This is a genomic window from Pseudomonas sp. BIGb0164 (assembly GCF_024810135.1).
GTDB lineage: Bacteria > Pseudomonadota > Gammaproteobacteria > Pseudomonadales > Pseudomonadaceae > Aquipseudomonas.
In genome coordinates this window covers 423,610-442,366 of record NZ_JANUEA010000006.1, presented here as the reverse complement: position 1 = coordinate 442,366, position 18,757 = coordinate 423,610, and the positions used below count along the sequence as shown (strand labels likewise).

General features: G+C 57.8%; 12 protein-coding genes and 1 pseudogene. 8 read left to right on the top strand and 5 right to left on the bottom strand.

Features of this window, described 5'->3' with window-relative positions; translation table 11 throughout:
• Positions 1–190: 190 nt before the first annotated feature.
• Both M2394_RS18735 and M2394_RS18730 read right to left on the bottom strand, forming a co-directional pair.
• A complete protein-coding gene (locus tag M2394_RS18735; protein WP_259173490.1) occupies positions 191–1,027 on the bottom strand; it encodes a cache domain-containing protein in 837 nt (278 codons plus the stop codon).
• Positions 1,028–1,077: 50 nt separating this feature from the next.
• Positions 1,078–1,851: a transporter substrate-binding domain-containing protein gene (locus M2394_RS18730; protein WP_259173489.1), complete on the bottom strand. Its 774-nt coding sequence runs from the start codon at positions 1,849–1,851 to the stop codon at positions 1,078–1,080.
• A gap of 415 nt (positions 1,852–2,266) precedes the next feature.
• Here M2394_RS18730 and M2394_RS18725 point away from each other — a divergent pair, with 415 nt between their 5' ends.
• Positions 2,267–3,637 carry a glutamine synthetase family protein gene (locus tag M2394_RS18725; RefSeq protein ID WP_178921585.1) on the top strand — a complete coding sequence of 457 codons (1,371 nt, stop codon included), beginning with the start codon at positions 2,267–2,269 and terminating at the stop codon, positions 3,635–3,637.
• Between the two features lie 79 nt (positions 3,638–3,716).
• Here the strand turns inward: M2394_RS18725 and M2394_RS18720 are convergent, their stop codons facing one another.
• From M2394_RS18720 to M2394_RS18710, 3 genes are all read right to left on the bottom strand, one after another.
• Entirely contained in the window at positions 3,717–4,475 is a 759-nt protein-coding gene (locus M2394_RS18720; RefSeq protein WP_259173488.1) for a hypothetical protein, read from the bottom strand.
• A 179-nt stretch (positions 4,476–4,654) separates the two neighbouring features.
• On the bottom strand, positions 4,655–5,857 hold the full coding sequence (locus M2394_RS18715; protein ID WP_259173487.1) for an amidohydrolase family protein: 1,203 nt from the start codon (positions 5,855–5,857) through the stop codon (positions 4,655–4,657).
• Complete coding sequence (locus M2394_RS18710; RefSeq protein WP_259173486.1) at positions 5,854–6,897, bottom strand: TauD/TfdA family dioxygenase; 1,044 nt, start codon at positions 6,895–6,897, stop codon at positions 5,854–5,856. Before M2394_RS18710 ends, M2394_RS18715 begins: the two co-directional genes overlap by 4 nt.
• Before the next feature lie 233 nt (positions 6,898–7,130).
• On the opposite strand from M2394_RS18710, the pseudogene M2394_RS18705 reads away from it, so the two are divergent.
• The 7 genes and pseudogenes from M2394_RS18705 to M2394_RS18675 form a co-directional block, all read left to right on the top strand.
• Positions 7,131–7,280: pseudogene (locus M2394_RS18705) on the top strand (glutamine synthetase); the annotation flags it as partial.
• A gap of 101 nt (positions 7,281–7,381) precedes the next feature.
• Positions 7,382–7,981, top strand: a complete 600-nt coding sequence (locus M2394_RS18700) for a class I SAM-dependent methyltransferase (RefSeq protein WP_178921583.1) — start codon at positions 7,382–7,384, stop codon at positions 7,979–7,981.
• A 123-nt stretch (positions 7,982–8,104) separates the two neighbouring features.
• Positions 8,105–9,238 carry a ribonuclease D gene (gene rnd, locus M2394_RS18695; protein WP_259173485.1) on the top strand — a complete coding sequence of 378 codons (1,134 nt, stop codon included), beginning with the start codon at positions 8,105–8,107 and terminating at the stop codon, positions 9,236–9,238.
• Positions 9,235–9,528 carry a YcgL domain-containing protein gene (locus M2394_RS18690; RefSeq protein ID WP_016971378.1) on the top strand — a complete coding sequence of 98 codons (294 nt, stop codon included), beginning with the start codon at positions 9,235–9,237 and terminating at the stop codon, positions 9,526–9,528. The genes rnd and M2394_RS18690 overlap by 4 nt, the downstream gene beginning before the upstream one ends.
• Positions 9,529–9,647: 119 nt before the next feature.
• Positions 9,648–10,580, top strand: coding sequence for a D-2-hydroxyacid dehydrogenase (locus M2394_RS18685; RefSeq protein WP_259173480.1), 933 nt, complete (start codon positions 9,648–9,650; stop codon positions 10,578–10,580).
• Positions 10,581–10,718: 138 nt separating this feature from the next.
• Positions 10,719–14,228 carry a hypothetical protein gene (locus M2394_RS18680; RefSeq protein WP_259173479.1) on the top strand — a complete coding sequence of 1,170 codons (3,510 nt, stop codon included), beginning with the start codon at positions 10,719–10,721 and terminating at the stop codon, positions 14,226–14,228.
• 46 nt (positions 14,229–14,274) lie between these two features.
• Entirely contained in the window at positions 14,275–18,714 is a 4,440-nt protein-coding gene (locus tag M2394_RS18675; RefSeq protein WP_259173478.1) for an SET domain-containing protein-lysine N-methyltransferase, read from the top strand.
• The last annotated feature ends 43 nt before the right edge of the window (positions 18,715–18,757 follow it).

Genomic DNA, 18,757 nt, shown 5'->3' with positions numbered 1-18,757 from the left:
TGGATGGCGCGTGGCGGCGGCCCCCCAAATCACTGTCGGATTACGGGCACACCGAGCCTAGGCGAGGTGCCGAGTGTTGGGGCAAGAGCCTTTTGGTTACTTTTGGGCTCTTTCCAAAAGTGACCCGCCGTAAGGGCGGAACCCATATCAGCCATCACCCAAATAATGGATACGCCCACCACCCAAAACCTCAGGGACTGTAATACCCCACAGCCACCATCAAATCCCCCACCCTACGCAAATAAGCATGCTTATTCTCAACCCGATCCGTCACCGGGTTCTTCCAGCGATACTTGTACTCCCCCTGATCCTGCTCCCCCATCAGCCTCAAGATAGGCTCCCCCACCGGCTTCCCATCCGGATCCTTGATCTTGGCAAAGTCGGTATTCACCAGCCGCAAATTGGTCCCATGCGCCACATAGCGTTCGGTCTTAAGGTCCACCACAAACACATACAAATCATCCTGCAGAAACCCACCCTGCAATGAGTTGATCGCCTTCAGCGTCCCGGCTTGGTCCTTGAGCAGCGCATTCGCCGCCTTGTTGCGCAAGGCCCGCGCCTGTTCCGGCGTCGCCCGTGGCAGGTAATACCCCACCGCCAGAATCCGCTCCCCCACACGCTGATAAAACACATGCTTGTGTTCAACCTTGCCGTCATTCCAGTTCTGCCAGCGGTAGTCCGCCTGCTGGATGCCCTGGCCCTCGGGCACGTTCAAGGCGTCCTTGAACGACTGCCGCAAATCCGGCCCCAGCACCTCGGACACATCACGGCCGATCAGCGCCGAGGAGGGCCCGCCGCTGGCCAGCAAGACGCCTTTTGTGTCGACCACGAACACGTAGCGGTCATGGTCGACAAATTCCCCCTGGCGGCTGAACGCGGCGAAGGCCTTGTCGCCGTTGCTCTGGTAATACGCCAGGGCTTTTTCCAGTAGCGCCTTGGCGGTGTGGGCGTCCTCTTCCTGAGTGGTGGCGTGCACCTGGCTGGCACACAACAGCAGCAGCCAGGTGAGTCGGAGCAGTCCCTTCATGACCCGTCCCTCGTTGTTATTGATGTGACAACAGCGTAGACCGCCGTGGCTCAGGGCGCCGCCAGCCATTGGTTGACGATGCCGTCGTACACGCCAGTGGCCACGCTCAGGTGCAACCACTGGTCGACGTAGCTCTTCCAGGCCACATCATCGCGGGGCAGCAAAAAGGCTTTTTCGCTGTATTGCATCGGGTGGTCAGGGTTGACCGCGCACAGCCCGGGTTTCTGCTTCTGTTGGTAGCGCGCCTCACTGGCGTCGGTGATCATCACGTCGGCCTTGCCCGCCAGCAGTTCGTCGAAGATCGTCACGTTGTCGTGCAGGCGGATTTGCGCCTGGCCCAGGTGGGCACGGGCGAACACTTCGTTGGTGCCGCCAGCGGGCTCGATCACCCGCACTTCGGGTTTATTGATTTGCTCGACAGTCTGGTAGTGCTGCACATCGGCGCAGCGCACCAGCGGGATCTTGCCATCCACGCCGAGGGTTTGGCTGAAGAAGGCTTTTTTCTGGCGCTCCAGCGACACCGAGATACCGCCCACGGCGATGTCGCAGCGTTGGGCGAGGAAGTCCGGCATCAGGGTTTTCCAGGTGGTGGGCACCCAGCGGATCTTGGCGTTGAGGCTCTTGGCCAGGTTTTCGGCCATGGCAATGTCGATGCCTTCATACGTGCCGTCGGCGCGCAAGGAGGTGTAGGGCTTGTAGTCGCCGGTGGTGCACACGTTGAGCGTGCCACGCTGCAGCACCTCGTCGAGACGCGACGGGGCGTTGTCGGCCAGGGCAGGCGTGGCCAGGCAGGCCAGTACACACAGGGTCAGAGGCGCTTTCATGCAGTCGAATCCTTGGGGGCATGATCAGGGGCGGTCATTATTTGCAGGTGCCGGGGAGGGTGGCAAGGCGCGGCGAATGTTTAGCCAACGTGCAACCAAACTCCATCAACCCTGACTTGAACCCCCTTTGCAGGCATGTGACGCTGCCGGGCATCTACCTCACTGTGACCCTTGTATGGACGGTTCCCCCGACACTCACCCCGAGACATCGCCTGGCGCCCATGTGCCGAGCTGTCCGACGGTTGTCGAGGCACTGCCGTCCGAGTTGGCCTTTTGGGCGTTGTTCCACTGCCGACACGCGCGCCCACCAGATACTTTTCTCCTACGTTGATCTGCCCCATGGATGACGCGCACCTGTGCGCATCTGCCCGGCGGCGCCTGCGCGCCTGCCTGACGCAAACGTATGAGAATTGCCATGAGTGTTTTTGCCAGCCTGCACGAAGCCCAATCCTTCCTTGAACACAACCCGGACATCGAGATGTTCGAGCTGTTTATCCTCGACAACAACGGTGTGCCGCGCGGCAAGTTGCTGCACCGCGACGAGCTGTTGGCGGTGTACGACAGTGGCCGTCCGCTGCCCAGCACCATCCTTGGCCTGACCATCAACGGTGATGACGTAGAAAACTCGGGGCTGGTGTGGGAGGTGGGTGATATCGATTGCCGTGCCTACCCGGTCAGCGGCAGTTTGCAGCGCATGCCGTGGCGCCTGATCCCGACGGCAGCGGTGCAGGTCAGCATGCACCCCACCGAAGGCCTGCCCGCGACGGTGGCCGACCCTCGGCATTTGCTGGCCAAGGTGATCGACGGCCTCAAGGCTGATGGCTATTACCCGGTGATGGCGGCGGAGCTGGAGTTCTACCTGCTCGACCAGAAGCCCGACAGCAATGGTCGCCCGCAACCGGCGCGGGATGGGGACGGCGGCCGGCCGCGCTCGACCCAGGTCTACGGCCTGCGCGAGCTGGAGCAGATCGAGCCGTTTCTCGCCGACCTCTACAGCGCCTGCAAACTGCAAGGTATCCCGGCGCGCACGGCGATCTCCGAATACGCCCCGGGCCAGGTGGAAATCACCCTGGAACACCGCGCCGACGCGCTGCAGGCGATGGACGAGGCGGTGCGTTACAAACGCCTGGTCAAGGGCGTGGCCCACAAGCACGGGATGACCGCCTGTTTCATGGCCAAGCCCTTCGACGACCTGGCTGGCACGGGCATGCACATGCACGTCAGCCTGGCGGATGCCCAGGGCAATAACCTGTTTGCCAGCGAAGCCACCGATGGCACGCCGCTGTTGCGCCAGGCGGTAGGCGGCATGCTCAGCACCTTGCTCGACTCGTTGCTGATGTTCTGCCCCAACGCCAACTCCTACCGCCGTTTCCAGACCAACAGCTATGCGCCGCTGGCCGCCACCTGGGGCGTCGATAACCGCACCGTCAGCCTGCGCGTGCCGGGAGGGCCGGCGAATTCGCGGCATATCGAACACCGCATCTGCGGCGCCGACGCCAACCCTTACCTGGCGGCCGCCGCGATCCTGGCCGGTATCCACCGGGGGATCCGTGAGCAACTGGACCCCGGCGCGCCGGTGGAAGGCAATGGCTATGCCCAGGCCAAGGAACTGCTGCCGACCGACTGGCTCACCACCTTGCGCGCGCTGGAAGGTTCCAGCTGGGCGCGGGATGCGTTCGGCAGCGAATTCCTCAACGTCTACCTGGCGGTAAAACGCGCCGAATACCGTCAATTCATGGGCGAAGTGGGTGAGCAGGATTGGCGGTGGTACTTGCACCAGGCATAGCTACCAAAAAACGATAAAGATGTATGGGTGGTGGGATGACGCCACCTATCAATTGGGCAATATGAATAAAGGGTTATTGTTATGGAGTGAGCCTTTTAATTCTTGAAAATACAAAGTGAATGATTTTTGGCATCGTATAAATAGGGAGTTGGGAGCAAGCAAAAAATAGTGCTATAGACGGAGTAATGCTTGTGCCCAGCACCGCCCATAGCAATCCAATATTTCTATTGCCGCAGGTGAGGGCCATGGTCAGTCGATCATTTAGGTTTCCCGGAAATGCTATGAAGCCTGCTATTTGTAATGTGGTATTTATGGCGTACGCTAAGAATATAGTTGATAGCACGACTTGAGGCTCGTTGATGATTAAGGCTTGCATGTCGCTCATTGTGCCGCAGGCAAATATGAGTAAGGCACAGATGACGATGCCGTCTATCGCAATTCTATTTTTTATGATTTTTTCTTTTGCGATGCGTCTAAGAACAACAGTTATCGCAATACAGCTTGCCAATAGCGTGATTAATCTTAGAGCGAGTCCGTAAGGGTCTAGAGTGATGCTTGAGGTGGGGTCGAATATTTTTAATATAAGTGGTGCTGTAAAGGGTGCTAACAACATTGACGCGATCGTTGTGACAAGCGAGAGTGAGGGCGATAATCCAAGCATTCTTGCCACGGCTGCATTACCGCTAGCTGGCGGTGCTGCTATGGCAAGCGCAATAGCGAGAGATAGACTGGGGCTCACACCTAACAAAAGGCTAAGGGTGCCTGCGATATAAGGACAGGCGACTATCATGAATACAGGGAAAAATAGACTGATTTTTGGCTTTTTTACAGCAGTCATAACCTCCGTCATATCGGTTCTTAGGAGCGTGCCCAATACAAATATAAATACCGTTTCGGTGATCAAAGATGTTGCGTGTTCAGCAAGAGTAGGGAAAATTATTCCTATGGTTACACCGATTGCGAGCACAGTTGGACCATGGTGAGTGATTAGTTCAAGAGTGTGTCGGAGTGTAAGTCTCATAGGGATTCTCTGGAAGGCATAAGAGCTATCGTTGGCATCACTTCTGCTGGTGGGGAGTTCTTTGATTGTTGTAGGATCAGTTTTCCATCAATGATGATTGATGTGATGCTAGGTAAGTCACCTATTTTTAGGCTGGAAAGTACATCCTTACCTGCGCCGCCTAGTGGTGCGCTGGTAAGTATGAAATCGGCTTCTCTATTGATTTCGATCATGCCGCGATTCAGTTTTCTTATCTTTGCTGTATTGCCGGTAGCAAAACAGATGACCTGTTCGGGTGGTGTGTTGCCGAGACTGCTCAGGAGTGCAATTGTGCGCATCATTCCGAGTGCAGGTACACCACATCCCGCAGGTGAGTCTGTTCCAATTACAATGCGGTTGGTTTGGTTTAGTTCTTTTGCGTAGTTTAAAACCATAACTGCCGCCAACTCATTTCCATTGTGAACAATTTCCAAGGCTCCAAGGCAGCCCTCACATAAGCAGCGGATTTCATTTATGGGGAGTGCTGTGTAACCTCCATTAATATGGCCGATGATGTCAGGGGCGATTTCCAGTATTTCTTCGGCTCCCATCCTCTTGGAAGTCGCGATAGAGGGGCCTCCTGTGTGAGTCATTGAAATGATGGAGTGTTTTTTTGCATATCGAACCAGTTCTGCTGCTTTGGAAGCACTTTTCACCGGGCCTATTCCAACCTCCCCAAGCTGAGTAATCCCTTGGCTCGCTAGCTCTCGAAAGTCGTCTTCTTCAAACTCGTTGTTCAATAAAGGCGAACCCGCGATCATTTTTACGCCTGAGGGTCGGTAGTTGCTGAATACCCTCTGAGTAGCAATGGCCATTGCTTTGATGCCGATGCGATCAGACGGGAGGCCGGGAGTGTGAACTTCTCCTGCCGATATCATTGTAGTAACGCCTCCCTGTAAACAATGCCAAATCCAGTTGTGGTTTCCTGAGCGAGGGCTGTACTCACCTAACGTGGGGTGTGTGTGGTTATCAATAAGTCCGGGCATTAGAGTAGTGCCGTGCGCATCGATAAAAAGATCTGCACCGGATAAATCAATGTCGCAGGCAGCACCAATCTCTACGATAATCCCATTAATGCTCACGATAGTGTCCGCCAGTATAATCGGCTCTTCGATATTTCCCGACAGTAACGTGCCAATGTTGGTTATTACTGTTTTGTATTTTGCAATTTTGATACTCATTCTTGCTCCTTGGTTGCAGGTGAGTCATATGTTTGAGAGGGATCGAAAATCCTATTTTTATGCTCTTTAAGATGCCTGAAAGCCCATAAGTTGTTTGTTATGAAAACTCTCTGTATCCATCGATATGGCATGCCGTTTTTATCATAAGTTGCTTTGAATTTTTCTCGTGCGTGGAGTGTGAATCGATTGTTGATGAAGACGAGGCAGCCGGGGGTGATATCAACACTCTTGGCGGCGAGCTTTATCTGTTTTTGGAAGGCGTTGTATGCAAGTTCTGCGCTCTTGTTTAACGGAGAGACCATATCTGCATAAAATGCGACTGCTACTCTTGGGAGGTTGATAGGGCCGCTCAATATGGCGGAGGGGGGCGTTTGATCAGGTTTCGACTTGTCCCTCCAACGAAAGGGTTTTTTAATAGCGAAGCTATTTGAGTACAACACGTTAATCTCTTCAGGCGACATTTTTTCTAACGCATCCCTCGCGTCTGAAATCAATGTTTTAGGTCCTGCTTTTTTCGGGTCTTTTCGCACGCCGAGTAGAAGCAGTGCTAGCGGGGACGTATCGCCTCTCACATCGTAAATTTGAGCTGCATTCTCAATATGAAAGTCGAGTTCAACCTCTGAGCCTAAGCCGGTGTAGTCCATTGCTGACGTGCAGCGCGGCGTCAGGTCGTTAACGATTTTCGTACCCTCGAATGAAGTGGAGTAGGGTTCGGCAATGAAAGATCCGAATGCGAGCAATATATTTTCTGTCAGGTTGCCGCTTTTTATTTTGTATTCTTGAGTTGTATCGGTGGGGCTGCCCATAACATCGTCGATTGGAAGATTTTCGAAGATGCAGTACGAAGTATTGTTTCTTTTGAGTGATTCGAGTTTGGTTATTAGTCTGTCAGGGAATAGGGTGTGCGCTGTTCTTCTTAGTTTTTCTATTTGGTGTTCTGAGTGTTCCGGGGTATACGGAATGTCAGAGAGTGCTTTTTTGAGTAGTTCTTTTTCTCTAGTCGTTAATCTAAAGTGGTGTGTCGTACCTTTTCTGGGCATGTTGCACTCCTTTGAATTATGCCGAGCTTCTGTCTTTGATCTATTGTCATGCGCTAGTTTCTCGGGTGATATAGGAACTGTCCTTCGGTTCCGTAATTTGTTTTTTGCTATTCAGTCGTACATTTCCTACATTGCGTGTCGTGGATAATCATTTTGAGTGGCGCCTTTCGCGTAATCGTATTTAGCTGTTTTGCTACTACGCCCAATCTAAGCAATTAGTCGGCTAACTCATCTTGCGCGCGCTGGAAGGTTCCAGCTGGGCGCGGGATGCGTTCGGCGGCGAATTCCTCAACGTCTACCTGGCGGTAAAACGCGCCGAATACCGTCAATTCATGGGCGAAGTGGGCGAGCAGGATTGGCGGTGGTACTTGCATCAGGCGTGACGGGTTTGGTGGCGGTACGGGTTTCGACCTTTTTTTCACGTTGCAGTGGTTAAGCTGCGTATCAAGGTCGTTCACTACCGTTCCACTCACTTGAGCCCGTGATGTCGCCACAACCACCATCCTCCATCGAGATTGAATTCGCCGAGCGCTGCGACCGTGAGCACGCCAGGGTCTGCGGCGACACGCGCCCGCCGGGGCTGTTGCAGCGCCTGGCGGTGTGGCGCGATGAGCGGCTGGTGCGCCATGCGCTCAAAGTGGCCGGCGAACCGGGCCTGATCCTCGACCTGGCCTGCGGTTCGGGGCGGTTCTGGCCGGTGTTGGCCGAGCACATCAACCGCGTGATCCTGGCCTCGGACAATTCCCAGGCCATGCTCGACCACGCGTGCACCCATCACCCGGCGTCGTTGCTCAAGCGGGTCAAGACCTTCCAGGGTTCGGCGTTTTCCATCGGCCTGTCGGCCAATGCGGTGGATTGCATCTTCTGCCTGGAATTGTTCCGCCATGTGCCCACGCGCGAAGCGCGCCTGGCGCTGCTCAGTGAGTTCTATCGGGTCAGCCGCGATACGGTGATCGTGTCGGTCAATGCCGGCACACCGGTAGAGGAGGAGTTTCGCCACGCCGGCTTCAGCGTCCTGAACCACCAAGAGTTCCTGCCGGGCTCCAAGCTGTGGCGTGTCTACGTTCTGCGTAAGAGAGGATAACTCCTAGCGGTCGGACTACTCTTTCATCTCTTGTAGGAGTTTTCACGATTGTGCGTGCACAGCGAATGCTCGCTACGGCCTTTCGCGATATATACTGCGCGCCATTCTTCAAGGGAGAGCCGTGTGGCCATCGATATTCACTGGATCTGCGACAACGATAGCCTCGGCCAGCACTGCGCCGAATGGCAGCAGTTGCCATTCGTCGCCCTCGACACCGAATTCATGCGGGTCGACACCTTTTATCCTATTGCCGGGCTGATCCAGATCGGTGATGGCGCACGCGCTTACCTGATCGATCCCCTGACCATCGACAACTGGCAACCCTTGGCCGCCTTGCTGGAGAACCCGGCGGTGATCAAGGTGGTACACGCCTGCAGCGAAGACCTGGAAGTATTGCTGCGCCTGACCGGCAGCCTGCCGGTGCCGTTGTTCGATACCCAACTGGCGGCGGCTTATCTGAACCTCGGTTTCTCCATGGGCTATTCGCGCCTGGTGCAAGCCGTGCTCGATATCGAATTGCCCAAGGGCGAGACCCGTTCGGACTGGCTGCAGCGGCCACTGTCCGAGACCCAGGTGAGCTATGCCGCCGAAGATGCGGTGCACCTGGCGGAGGTCTACACCCGCTTGCGCCCGCAACTGTCGGACGACAAGTACACGTGGGTCCTGGAAGACGGCGCCGAACTGGTGGCCAACCTGCGCCGCGAAGTGGACCCTTACGAGGTGTACCGCGACGCCAAGCTGGCGTGGAAACTGTCCCGCGCGCAACTCGCCGTATTGCGCGAGCTGTGCGCCTGGCGCGAACAGCAGGCCCGCGTGCGTGACCTGCCGCGTAACCGCATCATTCGCGAACACTCGCTATGGCCCCTGGCCAAATCCCAGCCGGACAACCTCGCCGCGCTGGGCAAGATCGAAGACATGCACCCGCGCACCGTGCGTCAGGACGGCCAGTTCCTGCTGGATCTGATCAAACGTGCCGGCAGCGTGCCGATGGACCAGTGGCCGCCCGCCGTTGCCGAACCGCTGCCGGTGGATGCCGCGGCGCTGATCAAGCAACTGCGTGCCCTGGGCCAGGCCGAAGCTGAGCGCCTGGACATGGCGCCGGAACTGATGCTGCGCAAGAAAACCCTCGAAGCCCTGGTCAAAAGTGGCTATCCCGATGGGCCTTACCAATTGCCAGACTCGCTGCGTGGCTGGCGCCGCGAGTTGATGGGCCAGGCGCTGCTCGACAGCCTGGCCACTGCCGGAGAACAGCCTTGAAACGTATTTGCTCCATCTACCGCAGCTCCAAACGCACCGGCATGTACCTGTATGTGCTCAAGAGCGATGCCCTTGAACGGGTACCCGAAGGCCTGCTGACGATTTTCGGCAAGCCGGCGCACGCCTTCGACCTGGTGCTGACGCCTGAGCGCAAGCTGCAACAGGAAGACATCGTGCAAGTCCTGGAAAACCTCGACAAGCAGGGTTACCACCTGCAAATGCCACCGGCCGAGGACGAGTACATCGAACACTTGCCCGAAGAGCTGCTGCGCCGCAACGACCCGATGTGATCGGTCAGTGCCCTGTTCAGGGCACATTCATCCATGGACTCGTATTATCAGGCGCTGGCCGCAGGGAGGCAGCGAACGGCCTCGGCGGTCGCCTGCATTGTTTTTGAAAGGTTTTAACCATGCGTGTTCTGATTGCTGAACAGGATCACCCGCTCTACGCCCAGTTGCTGAGCGCAGCGGCTCCGGACCTTGAGGTGCTCACCAGCGGCGACTCGGCCGAGCTGTCGCGCCTGGCTGCCGATTGCCCGGTATGGCTGGGCCAGCCAGACCTGCTGGCGACGCTGTTGCGCCAAGGTCATCATCCGCAATGGCTGCAATCGACCTGGGCCGGTATCACGCCGCTGTTGGCCGATGGCTTGCCCCGCGACTATCGCCTCACCCGTGCGGTGGGCATCTACGGCCAGGTCATGGCTGAATTCGTGCTCACCTATATGCTCGGCCACGAGCGTGAAGTGCTGGCGCGGCTGGTCAGCCAGGTCGAGCGCAAGTGGGACAATCGCATGGGCCAGAGCCTGGCGGGGCGCAAGGCGTTGATCGTGGGCACCGGCGATATCGGCCAGGGTGTTGCCGAGTTCTTGGTGCCGTTCGGCGTGAAGCTGTACGGCATTGCCAGTGCCGCCCGGGAGCAGGCGCCGTTCATCGAAGTGGCCGGGCTGGACCAGTTGGGCCGCCTGGTGGGCGAGGTGGATTACGTGATCAACCTGCTGCCCAACACCCCTAACACCCACGACCTGTACGACGCGGCGTTGTTCAAGCAATTCAAGCCGACCGGGTTGTTTATCAACGTCGGGCGCGGTGTGTCGGTGGTGGATGCCGACCTGGTCGAGGCCTTGAAGGAAGGGCACCTGGCCGGCGCGGTGATCGATGTGTGCCGCCAGGAACCGCTGCCACAACGGCATCCGTTCTGGACCGCCTGGGGGCTGTTGCTGACGGGGCACAGCTCGGCGCCAACGTCGCCGGAGTTGATGGTGGAGTTGTTTGTGCAAAACCTGCGGGCGTATCAAGCCAAAAAAACACTGCGTGGGACTGTGGATTTCGCACGGGGTTATTGACCCAAATACAGTGGCATTGACATAAGCACTGACAGTCAAGCGGGAACTGCTTCCCTGGGGATTAACACCCAGTGAACGCCAACCAGGCCGAAAGGCGTGGGTGGCAGGAAGTATTCCCGCTATGGACAGGTCACTACTATGCACGCCATCAATACCCTACGTACTCCATCATATTCCGTAACAAGCGCAGGTGATCAAACACCGCCACCCTCGACGAACCTCCCGCTACAGTCGCCAAACCGTCAGGTGCAGGCCCCGACGCTCGACAACCCGGCGGCGTTGAAAAGGGCTTTCGGCGACAGTTGCAACTGGCTAGCCCTGGCAAAAAAACTCAAGGATGTCACACAAGCCTTGAGCGAGGCTTATCCTGATCAAGCGCTGGCAGCGCCGCATCAGCAGGGCAGCGGTTTTCAGGCGGACTTGGCAGCACGCTTGAAAAACACCACGATCCATGTGTGTGAGGACTCCACCTATTTTCAGCAGCATCCTCTGACGTCTTCCAGTCTGGACGCCTTTCTGGCGGCCAGTGGCCTGAGCGTACCGAAATCCATTGGCGCGCTGATCGAACTCAATAACGTGGTTGCCAAGAACGCTCAGGTACATCCCCTGGGCAATTTCAGTGGCGCACTCGCCTGGCCTGTACCGTTGTCGAATCAGGACCAGGATTCGTTGGCTGCCTGGCTGCAAAGTGATTCGTCCGGCCTGCCGGGGGTGCCATTGGCCGAGGGTGCCAAAGGGGTGCTGGGGCACTTGCTCAGTGGCAGTGCTGTGTCCGAGTCTGACTTGAAGAGGCCGAGCCTGGCGATTGAGAAACTGCTCGGCTCACCCAAGGCCCAGGCGCTGGGGAAAGCCCTGCAGGACAAATTGGGTGGTATTGCCACGGACACCAGCATCAATGACTACCTTTTGGCAGCTATTCATGTCGGGCTTGATCCTGAGTCACGTGGGCGTCCTGCCCCCAACAGTGTTGCCGGGTTTGACCTGGCGCAGCGTTCACACTGGGGCAAACCTGCGTCGGTAGTGATCCAGGCTTTGGCCGAGCACTTGAGGATAAAGGGCAGAGCCTCCCGGCAGACGGCAGATCTGGCCGCACGCCTGCTGCTGGCTCGCCAGGCCCCTGAGTTGCTGGTCAAGGGCGCTCCTTCCAGCGTGACATATGGCAGCCTGCTCTGGACCCAATTTGCGATAGCCACGGCCAAGCTTGAGGCGGACTCCCCCGGCCGAGTCCTGAACATGACCTACAGCGAAGTCCTGGTCGCAGCCGAAGAGATCGGCCCCGGCCTACCGGGCGTTCAAGTGGCCCAGCGCAACGCCCTGACCCTATGGGCAGCGGCCAACGGTGTTGTTGATGGGCGCGACACTTCATCTGTCGCAAGTGAAATGGAACGCATCCGGCTCGCCTACAACAACCAGTTAAGTGTCCTGACGTCTGCAGCGACCTTGCTGCAGACTGAAATACCCGACCGCAAGGCGTTGGCGCTTGCCCAGCTCAAAGCGGCCTTTCCTGAGGTGGAAACCCACGTCTTTGAAGCAAAGACCTTGCAGAAAGCCTGGCTCAATCCAGGGCGGCCCGGTGTGTTTCCTGGCATGCGTTCGATGATGGATATCGTCATGGAGGGAGACACGCTGGGTGATAAGGAACATTGGATTTCCCAGGATAAACGCATCCCCATCCAGCGGTTCTGTGCATTGTCCGAAAGCGGCAAGCTGGATGTATCGGGTGCATTCGCCAGCGCCTATGAGCAAAGCCTCAAAGCCCTTGAAAACGGGCATGAGGGTTTGGTTCGCTACCTGATTTCCACGCTGGCGCCTGAAGATAGAATGAACTTCGAATATGGCCGGCTGGAGTTTTTTCACACGAATGACTACACCATGGCCATGGACCTCACCACCCCCCTGGCTTTGAAAACCCGGGGGCATACCCTCGATGTCAAGGTAACCCGGGGCGGCGAGACGCATATTTATGAGATCGACACCCGCACGTTCAGCATAAAAAACCGCGACTACTTAAGGTCACGCTACACACCGCCCTATACAACCGGGAAGCTGGAAGATCGCACGGCAAATACCGTTAGTAAGACAGTGCTGTTTGATCCCTTCAAGGAGGAGGCGGCCCAGGCCCGCGAAAAAAACGCGCCGGCAACCGTGCCTGACAGCTTGGGGTCCGAACGCAGTAAATACATTGCGAAGGTTTTCGCCAAGTCTCTCGACTTGCACAATGAAGACCTGCTCAACCACGCCAGGGGCTTCACGTCCTACGACCAGGGGCGTGCCCGGAATGATGCGATAGGTGAGTTCTTTCTCAACCTCATTCCCTTGCGATCGGCCATCGTCAATTTCAGTAACGGCAACTACGCGGCAGGCCTGTTTGACCTCGGGCTGGATGTCATAGGCCTCGTGACGCTGGGGGCCGGGAAGGCTGCACAGGCGAGCAGATTGCTGGCCAAAGGTGTTTCCAGTCTAGGTGCGGTGACCAAAGCCGCGCGCTTGCTGGGGGCTACCGCTGTCGAGGCGTTCAACCCCTTCAGTGGTTTGGTGGATTTGGCCACGGGAGGCGCCCGTTTGCTTGCCAAAGGTGCGCAGAAAGGCGTGGAAACCGTCAACAAGCTCAGGGGGGCCAGTGGCAGTTATGACCTGCTTAAGGCTGCCAGCAAACACTACGGTGAAGCAGCGACCGGCAGCCTCAAAATAGCGGGCCAAAGCACTGAAAACGGTGCAGTGCTCCTCAAGGGCAAATGGTACGGTTTCGACCCTGACAAGATGCGCCCCTACGGCCCACCCCTTGATGGGTTCACGCCAAGAACCCGGGCTGTGGACGGTGCGATCAGCCCCGCGAATATCGAGCCCTCCCGAGCATTGAGCAATACCCAATTTGGCAACTACAAGGTGCCGGCATCGAGCATTACCGGGCTTACACCTGACAGCCGGGGCGTGTACGTCGCTGCTGATGGGCACCTGTCGCATATCCGGCATACCGACAGCACCGGCCTGAGCGCCGTGTACGAAGTCCGCCAGGTGACCCGTACGGCAGACGGGGCCGTGCAAGCGCGGATCTATCACAACAACCGGCAAACCCCTCTGCTGGTCGAGCATGTCCAGGGTGACCAGTGGCAACGTCTCGGCGCTCAGGGCGGTGGCCTGCCGTCGGTCAAGTCGGACCTTGGGCCGGAGATTGGGCGGGGTGGAGAGGGCATTATCTACGCGAGCCTGGATGGCAAGAGTGTTTACAAAGACCTGGGACCGACGCGACTGACCACTGCCGAGGGCCACACCGATATGGAGGTGGTCAACCTGAACAAATACTACGGCGAAGGCTTTGCCGTGGTGATGATCGATGAGGGGCGTAAGTACATAAAGATGGGCAGGATCGACGGCATCGACCTCAGTCAGATTGAAAAGGGCAGTTTGCCGGCATCCGCGCGGTCGTTACTCGACGATGCATTCGCAGAAATGGAAGCGAAGGACATTTTCCATAACGATCCTCAGTTGAAAAACTTCATGTACTCCGCAAGAGACAACAAAGTGTATCCCGTGGACATGGATGGTCTGCCTGCCGAGTTTATGGTGCCGGGCGTCAGCGATGTGTACTACCGGAGTAAGGAAGAGGCACGCCGCAAGTTCAACGAGCTTCTCGCTAAGGCGCCTTGACAGCGTTACGCCGGACAACCCCTTGACTATGGACAGGTAGCCTCTCATGACGGTCATTAATCCCGCCAACCCCTATTCCCGTGACACCCAGCCGACTGTGCCAGTCGCCAACCCTCTATCGACGGTGGTGGTAGGTCGGCCCCAGACGTCGAGCTCGCAAGGTGCAGCGTCGACGCTGGATAACCCGACCGCGTTGAAAACCGCATTTGGTGACAGCTGCAACTGGCAAGTTCTGGCGAGAAAATTACACACGCTGATTGAAGCACTGAATAAACGGTTCCCCTCAGACATCCCCCTCGTGCAGGGCCAAAACGCCGCCCGGTTTGAAGCCGAGGTAATGGCAGGCCTGAAAAGTGCCTCAATGACGGTGTGCGAAGACTCCACGTTTTACCGCCAACAGGCGCTGACGGCGCCTGCCGTTGTCAGCCTCGAGGCTTTTCTGAAAGGCAGTGGCTTGACCCTTGCGAAAACCTGGGACGCGTTGATCGAGTTGAATCACATCGTGACCCGGCGCGCGCAGGTCCACCCTTTGGGGAATTTCAGCGGTGCGCTGGCTTGGCCGATACCGCTCAGCGTGCAAGCACAGCGGTCAATCATCGACATGCTGCAAAGCCCAACCACCGGGCTGCCCGGCCTGCCGTTGGTGGATACGCACACTGGCGTCCTCGGGTATCTGCTCAGTGGCAGCTCGATCACCGAGAACGACTTGCGCGCGCCAAGCGCTGCGATTGAGACGTTACTTGGCTCACCCAAGGCCCAGGCACTGGGACGGGCGATCCAGGCAAAACTGGATGGGGTTGCCAGCGACAGCAGCCTTAACGAGTACCTGTTGGCTGCGATCCAGTTGGGGCTGGACCCTGAGGCTTTGGCCGCACCGCCGCACACGACAGTCGCCGGTTTTGACCTTGCACAAAAGGGGCATTGGGGCCAGCCACCTTCGACAGTGATCGATGGCCTCAGCCGTCATCTGTTGGAAAAAGGACGGGTGACAGCGCAAACCGCCAATCTGGGCGCTCGGCTGCTAATGGCGAAGTCGGCGCCGCAGTTCCTGGTCAAGGGCATTCCCTCAAGCGTGACTTACGGCAGTGTCACCTGGGTGCAGTTGGCGATTGCGACGGCGCGCATTGAAGCGGATTCTCCAGGGCGTGCGCTCAACCTCAATTACACCCAGGTGCTGGCCCTGGCCGAGCAGCTCAACACGCCCGAGGCTGTTCTTCAGCAGGCTCAGCAACACGCGCTGACCGACTGGGGTGTGGCGAACGGCTTGCTGAAAACCACCGCGCCGACAGATGCCGAGCGTGAGCGGGTAAGAGTGGCCTACAACAGCCAACTGGCGGCCTTGAGGCGTGCCAATACCCTGGCTCAGACGCCCATCCCCAGCCGTCGGGAAATGGCGCTGGACGCGCTGAAACAGGCGTTTCCCGACGTGGACCCCAAGGTGTTCGAAGCGCCAACCCTGCATAAGGCGTTCCTGATCCCAGGCCGTACCGGTCGATTTCCCGGGATGCAGTCCATGCTGGACATCGTCATGCACGGTGGCCCGTTAGGTGCCAATGAGCACTGGGTGTCCCGGGACACGCGCATCCCCATCAAGCCCTTCTGCACTCAGTACGCCGCGGGCAAGCTGGACGTTGCGACAGCCTTCAAGACCGCATACGACCAGGCGATCACGTCGATCGAAGCCGGCCAACAAGGCTTGGCCAACTACTTGATCTCCACGTTGCCGCCCCAGGATCGTGAGAACCTGGAGCACGGGCAATTGGAGTTCTTTCATACCAACGACTATACGTTGGCCGTGGACATGACGACCAAACCCACCCTCAGTAATCGGGGCCACACCTTGCAGGTGAAAACCACGCGTGGCGGGGAGGTCAATATTTATGAGATCGACACGCGAAATGCCACGATCAAGAAACAGAATTATCTAAGGAGACGCTATACACCGCCCTATACGGACGAGAACCTGCATCACCGTAACGCCAATGTCGTGAGCAAAACGGTGGTATTTGATCCCTTCAAGGACGAACGGCTCCCCCAGGTCGGCTCGACGCGCAGCGATTACATTGCCAGGGTGTTTGCCAAGTCCCTTGACCTGCGCAACGAGGACTTGCTGCAGCAGGCCAGGGGCGTGACCTCCTTTGATGAAACCGCGGCGACAAACAAGGCCATCGGCGAGTTCTTCCTGAACCTTATTCCCCTGAGATCGGCCATCGTCAATTTCAGCAACGGCAATGTGGCTGATGGTCTGTTCGATTTGAGCCTGGATTTCATCGGATTGGTCACATTGGGCGCCGGCAAGGCGGCGCAAGCGAGCAAGGCGTTATCAAAGGGGGTTTCAAGTCTGCGTGGTGTGGCCAGGGTGGCGCGATTCATCGGCGCGACGGCCATTGAAGCCTTCAATCCCTTGAGTGGCGTGGGCGATTTGACGGTGGGCGCAGCCAGGCTTATCGGTGCGGGTGCGCAACGGGTGCTTTCCAAGGGGCTGGAAACGGTCAATGCGCTGAGGGGCGCCAGCGGCAGTTATGACCTGTTGAAGGCTGTGAGCAAGCACTATGACGGGGCGGCGACGGGCACGTTGAAGGTGGCGGGCGAGTCTGTTGAAGTCGGTGTCGTGTTACACAACGGCAAGTGGTATGCCTTTGATACCGCATTGATGCGTGCTTACGGATGCCCGCTTGAAGACTTCACCGCGCATACCCATGCCGTGGATGGTGTGAGTGGCGCGGCTCATGTGGAGCCAGGCAGCGAGTTGAGTAACACCTTGTTCCGCCACTTCAAAGTTTCCGAGGCGAGCATCAGCGGCCTGTCACGCAACAGCCAGGGGGTTTATGTGGCTGCCAACGGTCATGCCTCCCACATTCGCCACACCGACAATGCTGGGCAAACGGCCGTGTATGAAGTTCGACAAGTGACTCGCACCGAAGAGGGGGCTGTTCAGGCGCGGATCTATCACAACAACCGGCAAACGGAGGTATTAGTCCAGCATATCGAGGGGGATCAGTGGCAACGCCTGGGGGCGAAGGGCGGTGTGCATGTAAACGGCGATCATCTACGGGCGTGGGAGGCCTTGTCCGTACCGGAGCAGCAAAAGGTCACGATTCAGGGGTTTGCCAGGCGGCATCGGCTCAACCCGGCCACCTGGGCACATTACGTTCAGGCTGACGGCCGTTTGAGCGTCGCGGGCGTCATCCTGCGCGACCGCGCCGCGGGTGTACCGTTGAATGCGATTACACCCAGGCACATTCGTGACTGGCAGGGCATGACGCAGCAAGCACGTGATGCAATGACCATGGAGGGCTTCGCCAGTGGCCACAACCTGGGGATCGCTGATTTCAAGGGGCACGTGAGGCAATCCGGTGGCCTTATGGGCCGTGGCGAGGCGTTGTTGTTCAGGGCTGCCGGCGGTACGTACGACACCCTCACAGACACGCATTTGCAGCAGTGGAGCCAGCTTTTCCAACAGCCCGGTAATCGCGTCACCCCTGAGGCGTTCAGACGTCAACACAACCTCAATCCTGTCACGTGGGTCACCTTTGTCTATGTCGATGGCACCTTGAGCCCGGCGGGCTTGAAGCGCAGCGCGCGTGCGCCAGCGGGTGTTCCCGTTCTGCCTCCGACTGTGCAGCCGCCTCCTGGGGCATCGCGCAAACGGCCAGCTTCTGACCCCATCGACCCGCCGCAACAGGAACCGCTGGACTTGTCGATGCCCAAACCCTCACCTCCAGCACCGGCGCCGAACGTACCGATTCCCGGGCCGTCCAGGACTGCCTCGACCGTCGTCAAGATCGAGCCCGGCGTCACGACACCTCGTACCCTGTCGTCCCATCAGGTCGACAATTCGCTACCGATTCTGCAAGACCCGCGAGACCCCAAGATCAGCTTGACCCTCGCGCTGGAGGGGCCTATCGATGACATTCGGATCTCCCATTGGAATGGTCTGTTGGACGGTCTGGGTTCGGCAGAAAAAAAAGCGGTCGCTGATCGCATCAAGGCGTCCATAAAAGACTGGCTGCGCAGCGAAGGGCAGCACGGAACGAAGTTTGATGAAACATTGGAGGTCGTCACGCCACTGGACGATGGCGGGCCGGCGCGAGGGGCTTCGGTGTGGGCACGACGCGACATTCCCCAGTTCGAGGTGCTGGGGCCTTATTCAGGCAAATATCATGCGTCAGAGGCCTCATTATTTGAGGAGCAGCGCAAACAAGGCTCGCGAGCGGTGTTGACCTATCTGTTCGGCACGCGCTCGGGTACACGTTCGGTGAGTGCGTTCAACACCGGAAACACCCTGAGCCTGGTCAATACGGCGCAGTTGAGGAACGGGCCGGCGTGGCAGGCGAATAATGTCGCGTCCATCTCGGTGGGAAAAAACCTGACTTTCTATGTGTCGCTCAAGGACATCAAGGCCGGTGATGAGTTACTGCTGGACTATGGGCCTTATTACAACCCGGTGCCCGACATCGCGATCAAACCCGATCCCGACGCCTGACCGATCAGCGATAAAGCTGCATCCTTGGCGATGCAGCTTCATT

Bases quoted from the DNA above. Each gene is read 5' to 3' on its own strand.
- M2394_RS18735 (WP_259173490.1), bottom strand. From the start codon at position 1,027: ATGAAGGGACTGCTCCGACTCACCTGGCTGCTGCTGTTGTGTGCCAGC.
- M2394_RS18730 (WP_259173489.1), bottom strand. From the start codon at position 1,851: ATGAAAGCGCCTCTGACCCTGTGTGTACTGGCCTGCCTGGCCACGCCT.
- M2394_RS18725 (WP_178921585.1), top strand. From the start codon at position 2,267: ATGAGTGTTTTTGCCAGCCTGCACGAAGCCCAATCCTTCCTTGAACAC.
- M2394_RS18720 (WP_259173488.1), bottom strand. From the start codon at position 4,475: ATGACTGCTGTAAAAAAGCCAAAAATCAGTCTATTTTTCCCTGTATTC.
- M2394_RS18715 (WP_259173487.1), bottom strand. From the start codon at position 5,857: ATGAGTATCAAAATTGCAAAATACAAAACAGTAATAACCAACATTGGC.
- M2394_RS18710 (WP_259173486.1), bottom strand. From the start codon at position 6,897: ATGCCCAGAAAAGGTACGACACACCACTTTAGATTAACGACTAGAGAA.
- M2394_RS18700 (WP_178921583.1), top strand. From the start codon at position 7,382: ATGTCGCCACAACCACCATCCTCCATCGAGATTGAATTCGCCGAGCGC.
- M2394_RS18685 (WP_259173480.1), top strand. From the start codon at position 9,648: ATGCGTGTTCTGATTGCTGAACAGGATCACCCGCTCTACGCCCAGTTG.
- M2394_RS18680 (WP_259173479.1), top strand. From the start codon at position 10,719: ATGCACGCCATCAATACCCTACGTACTCCATCATATTCCGTAACAAGC.
- M2394_RS18675 (WP_259173478.1), top strand. From the start codon at position 14,275: ATGACGGTCATTAATCCCGCCAACCCCTATTCCCGTGACACCCAGCCG.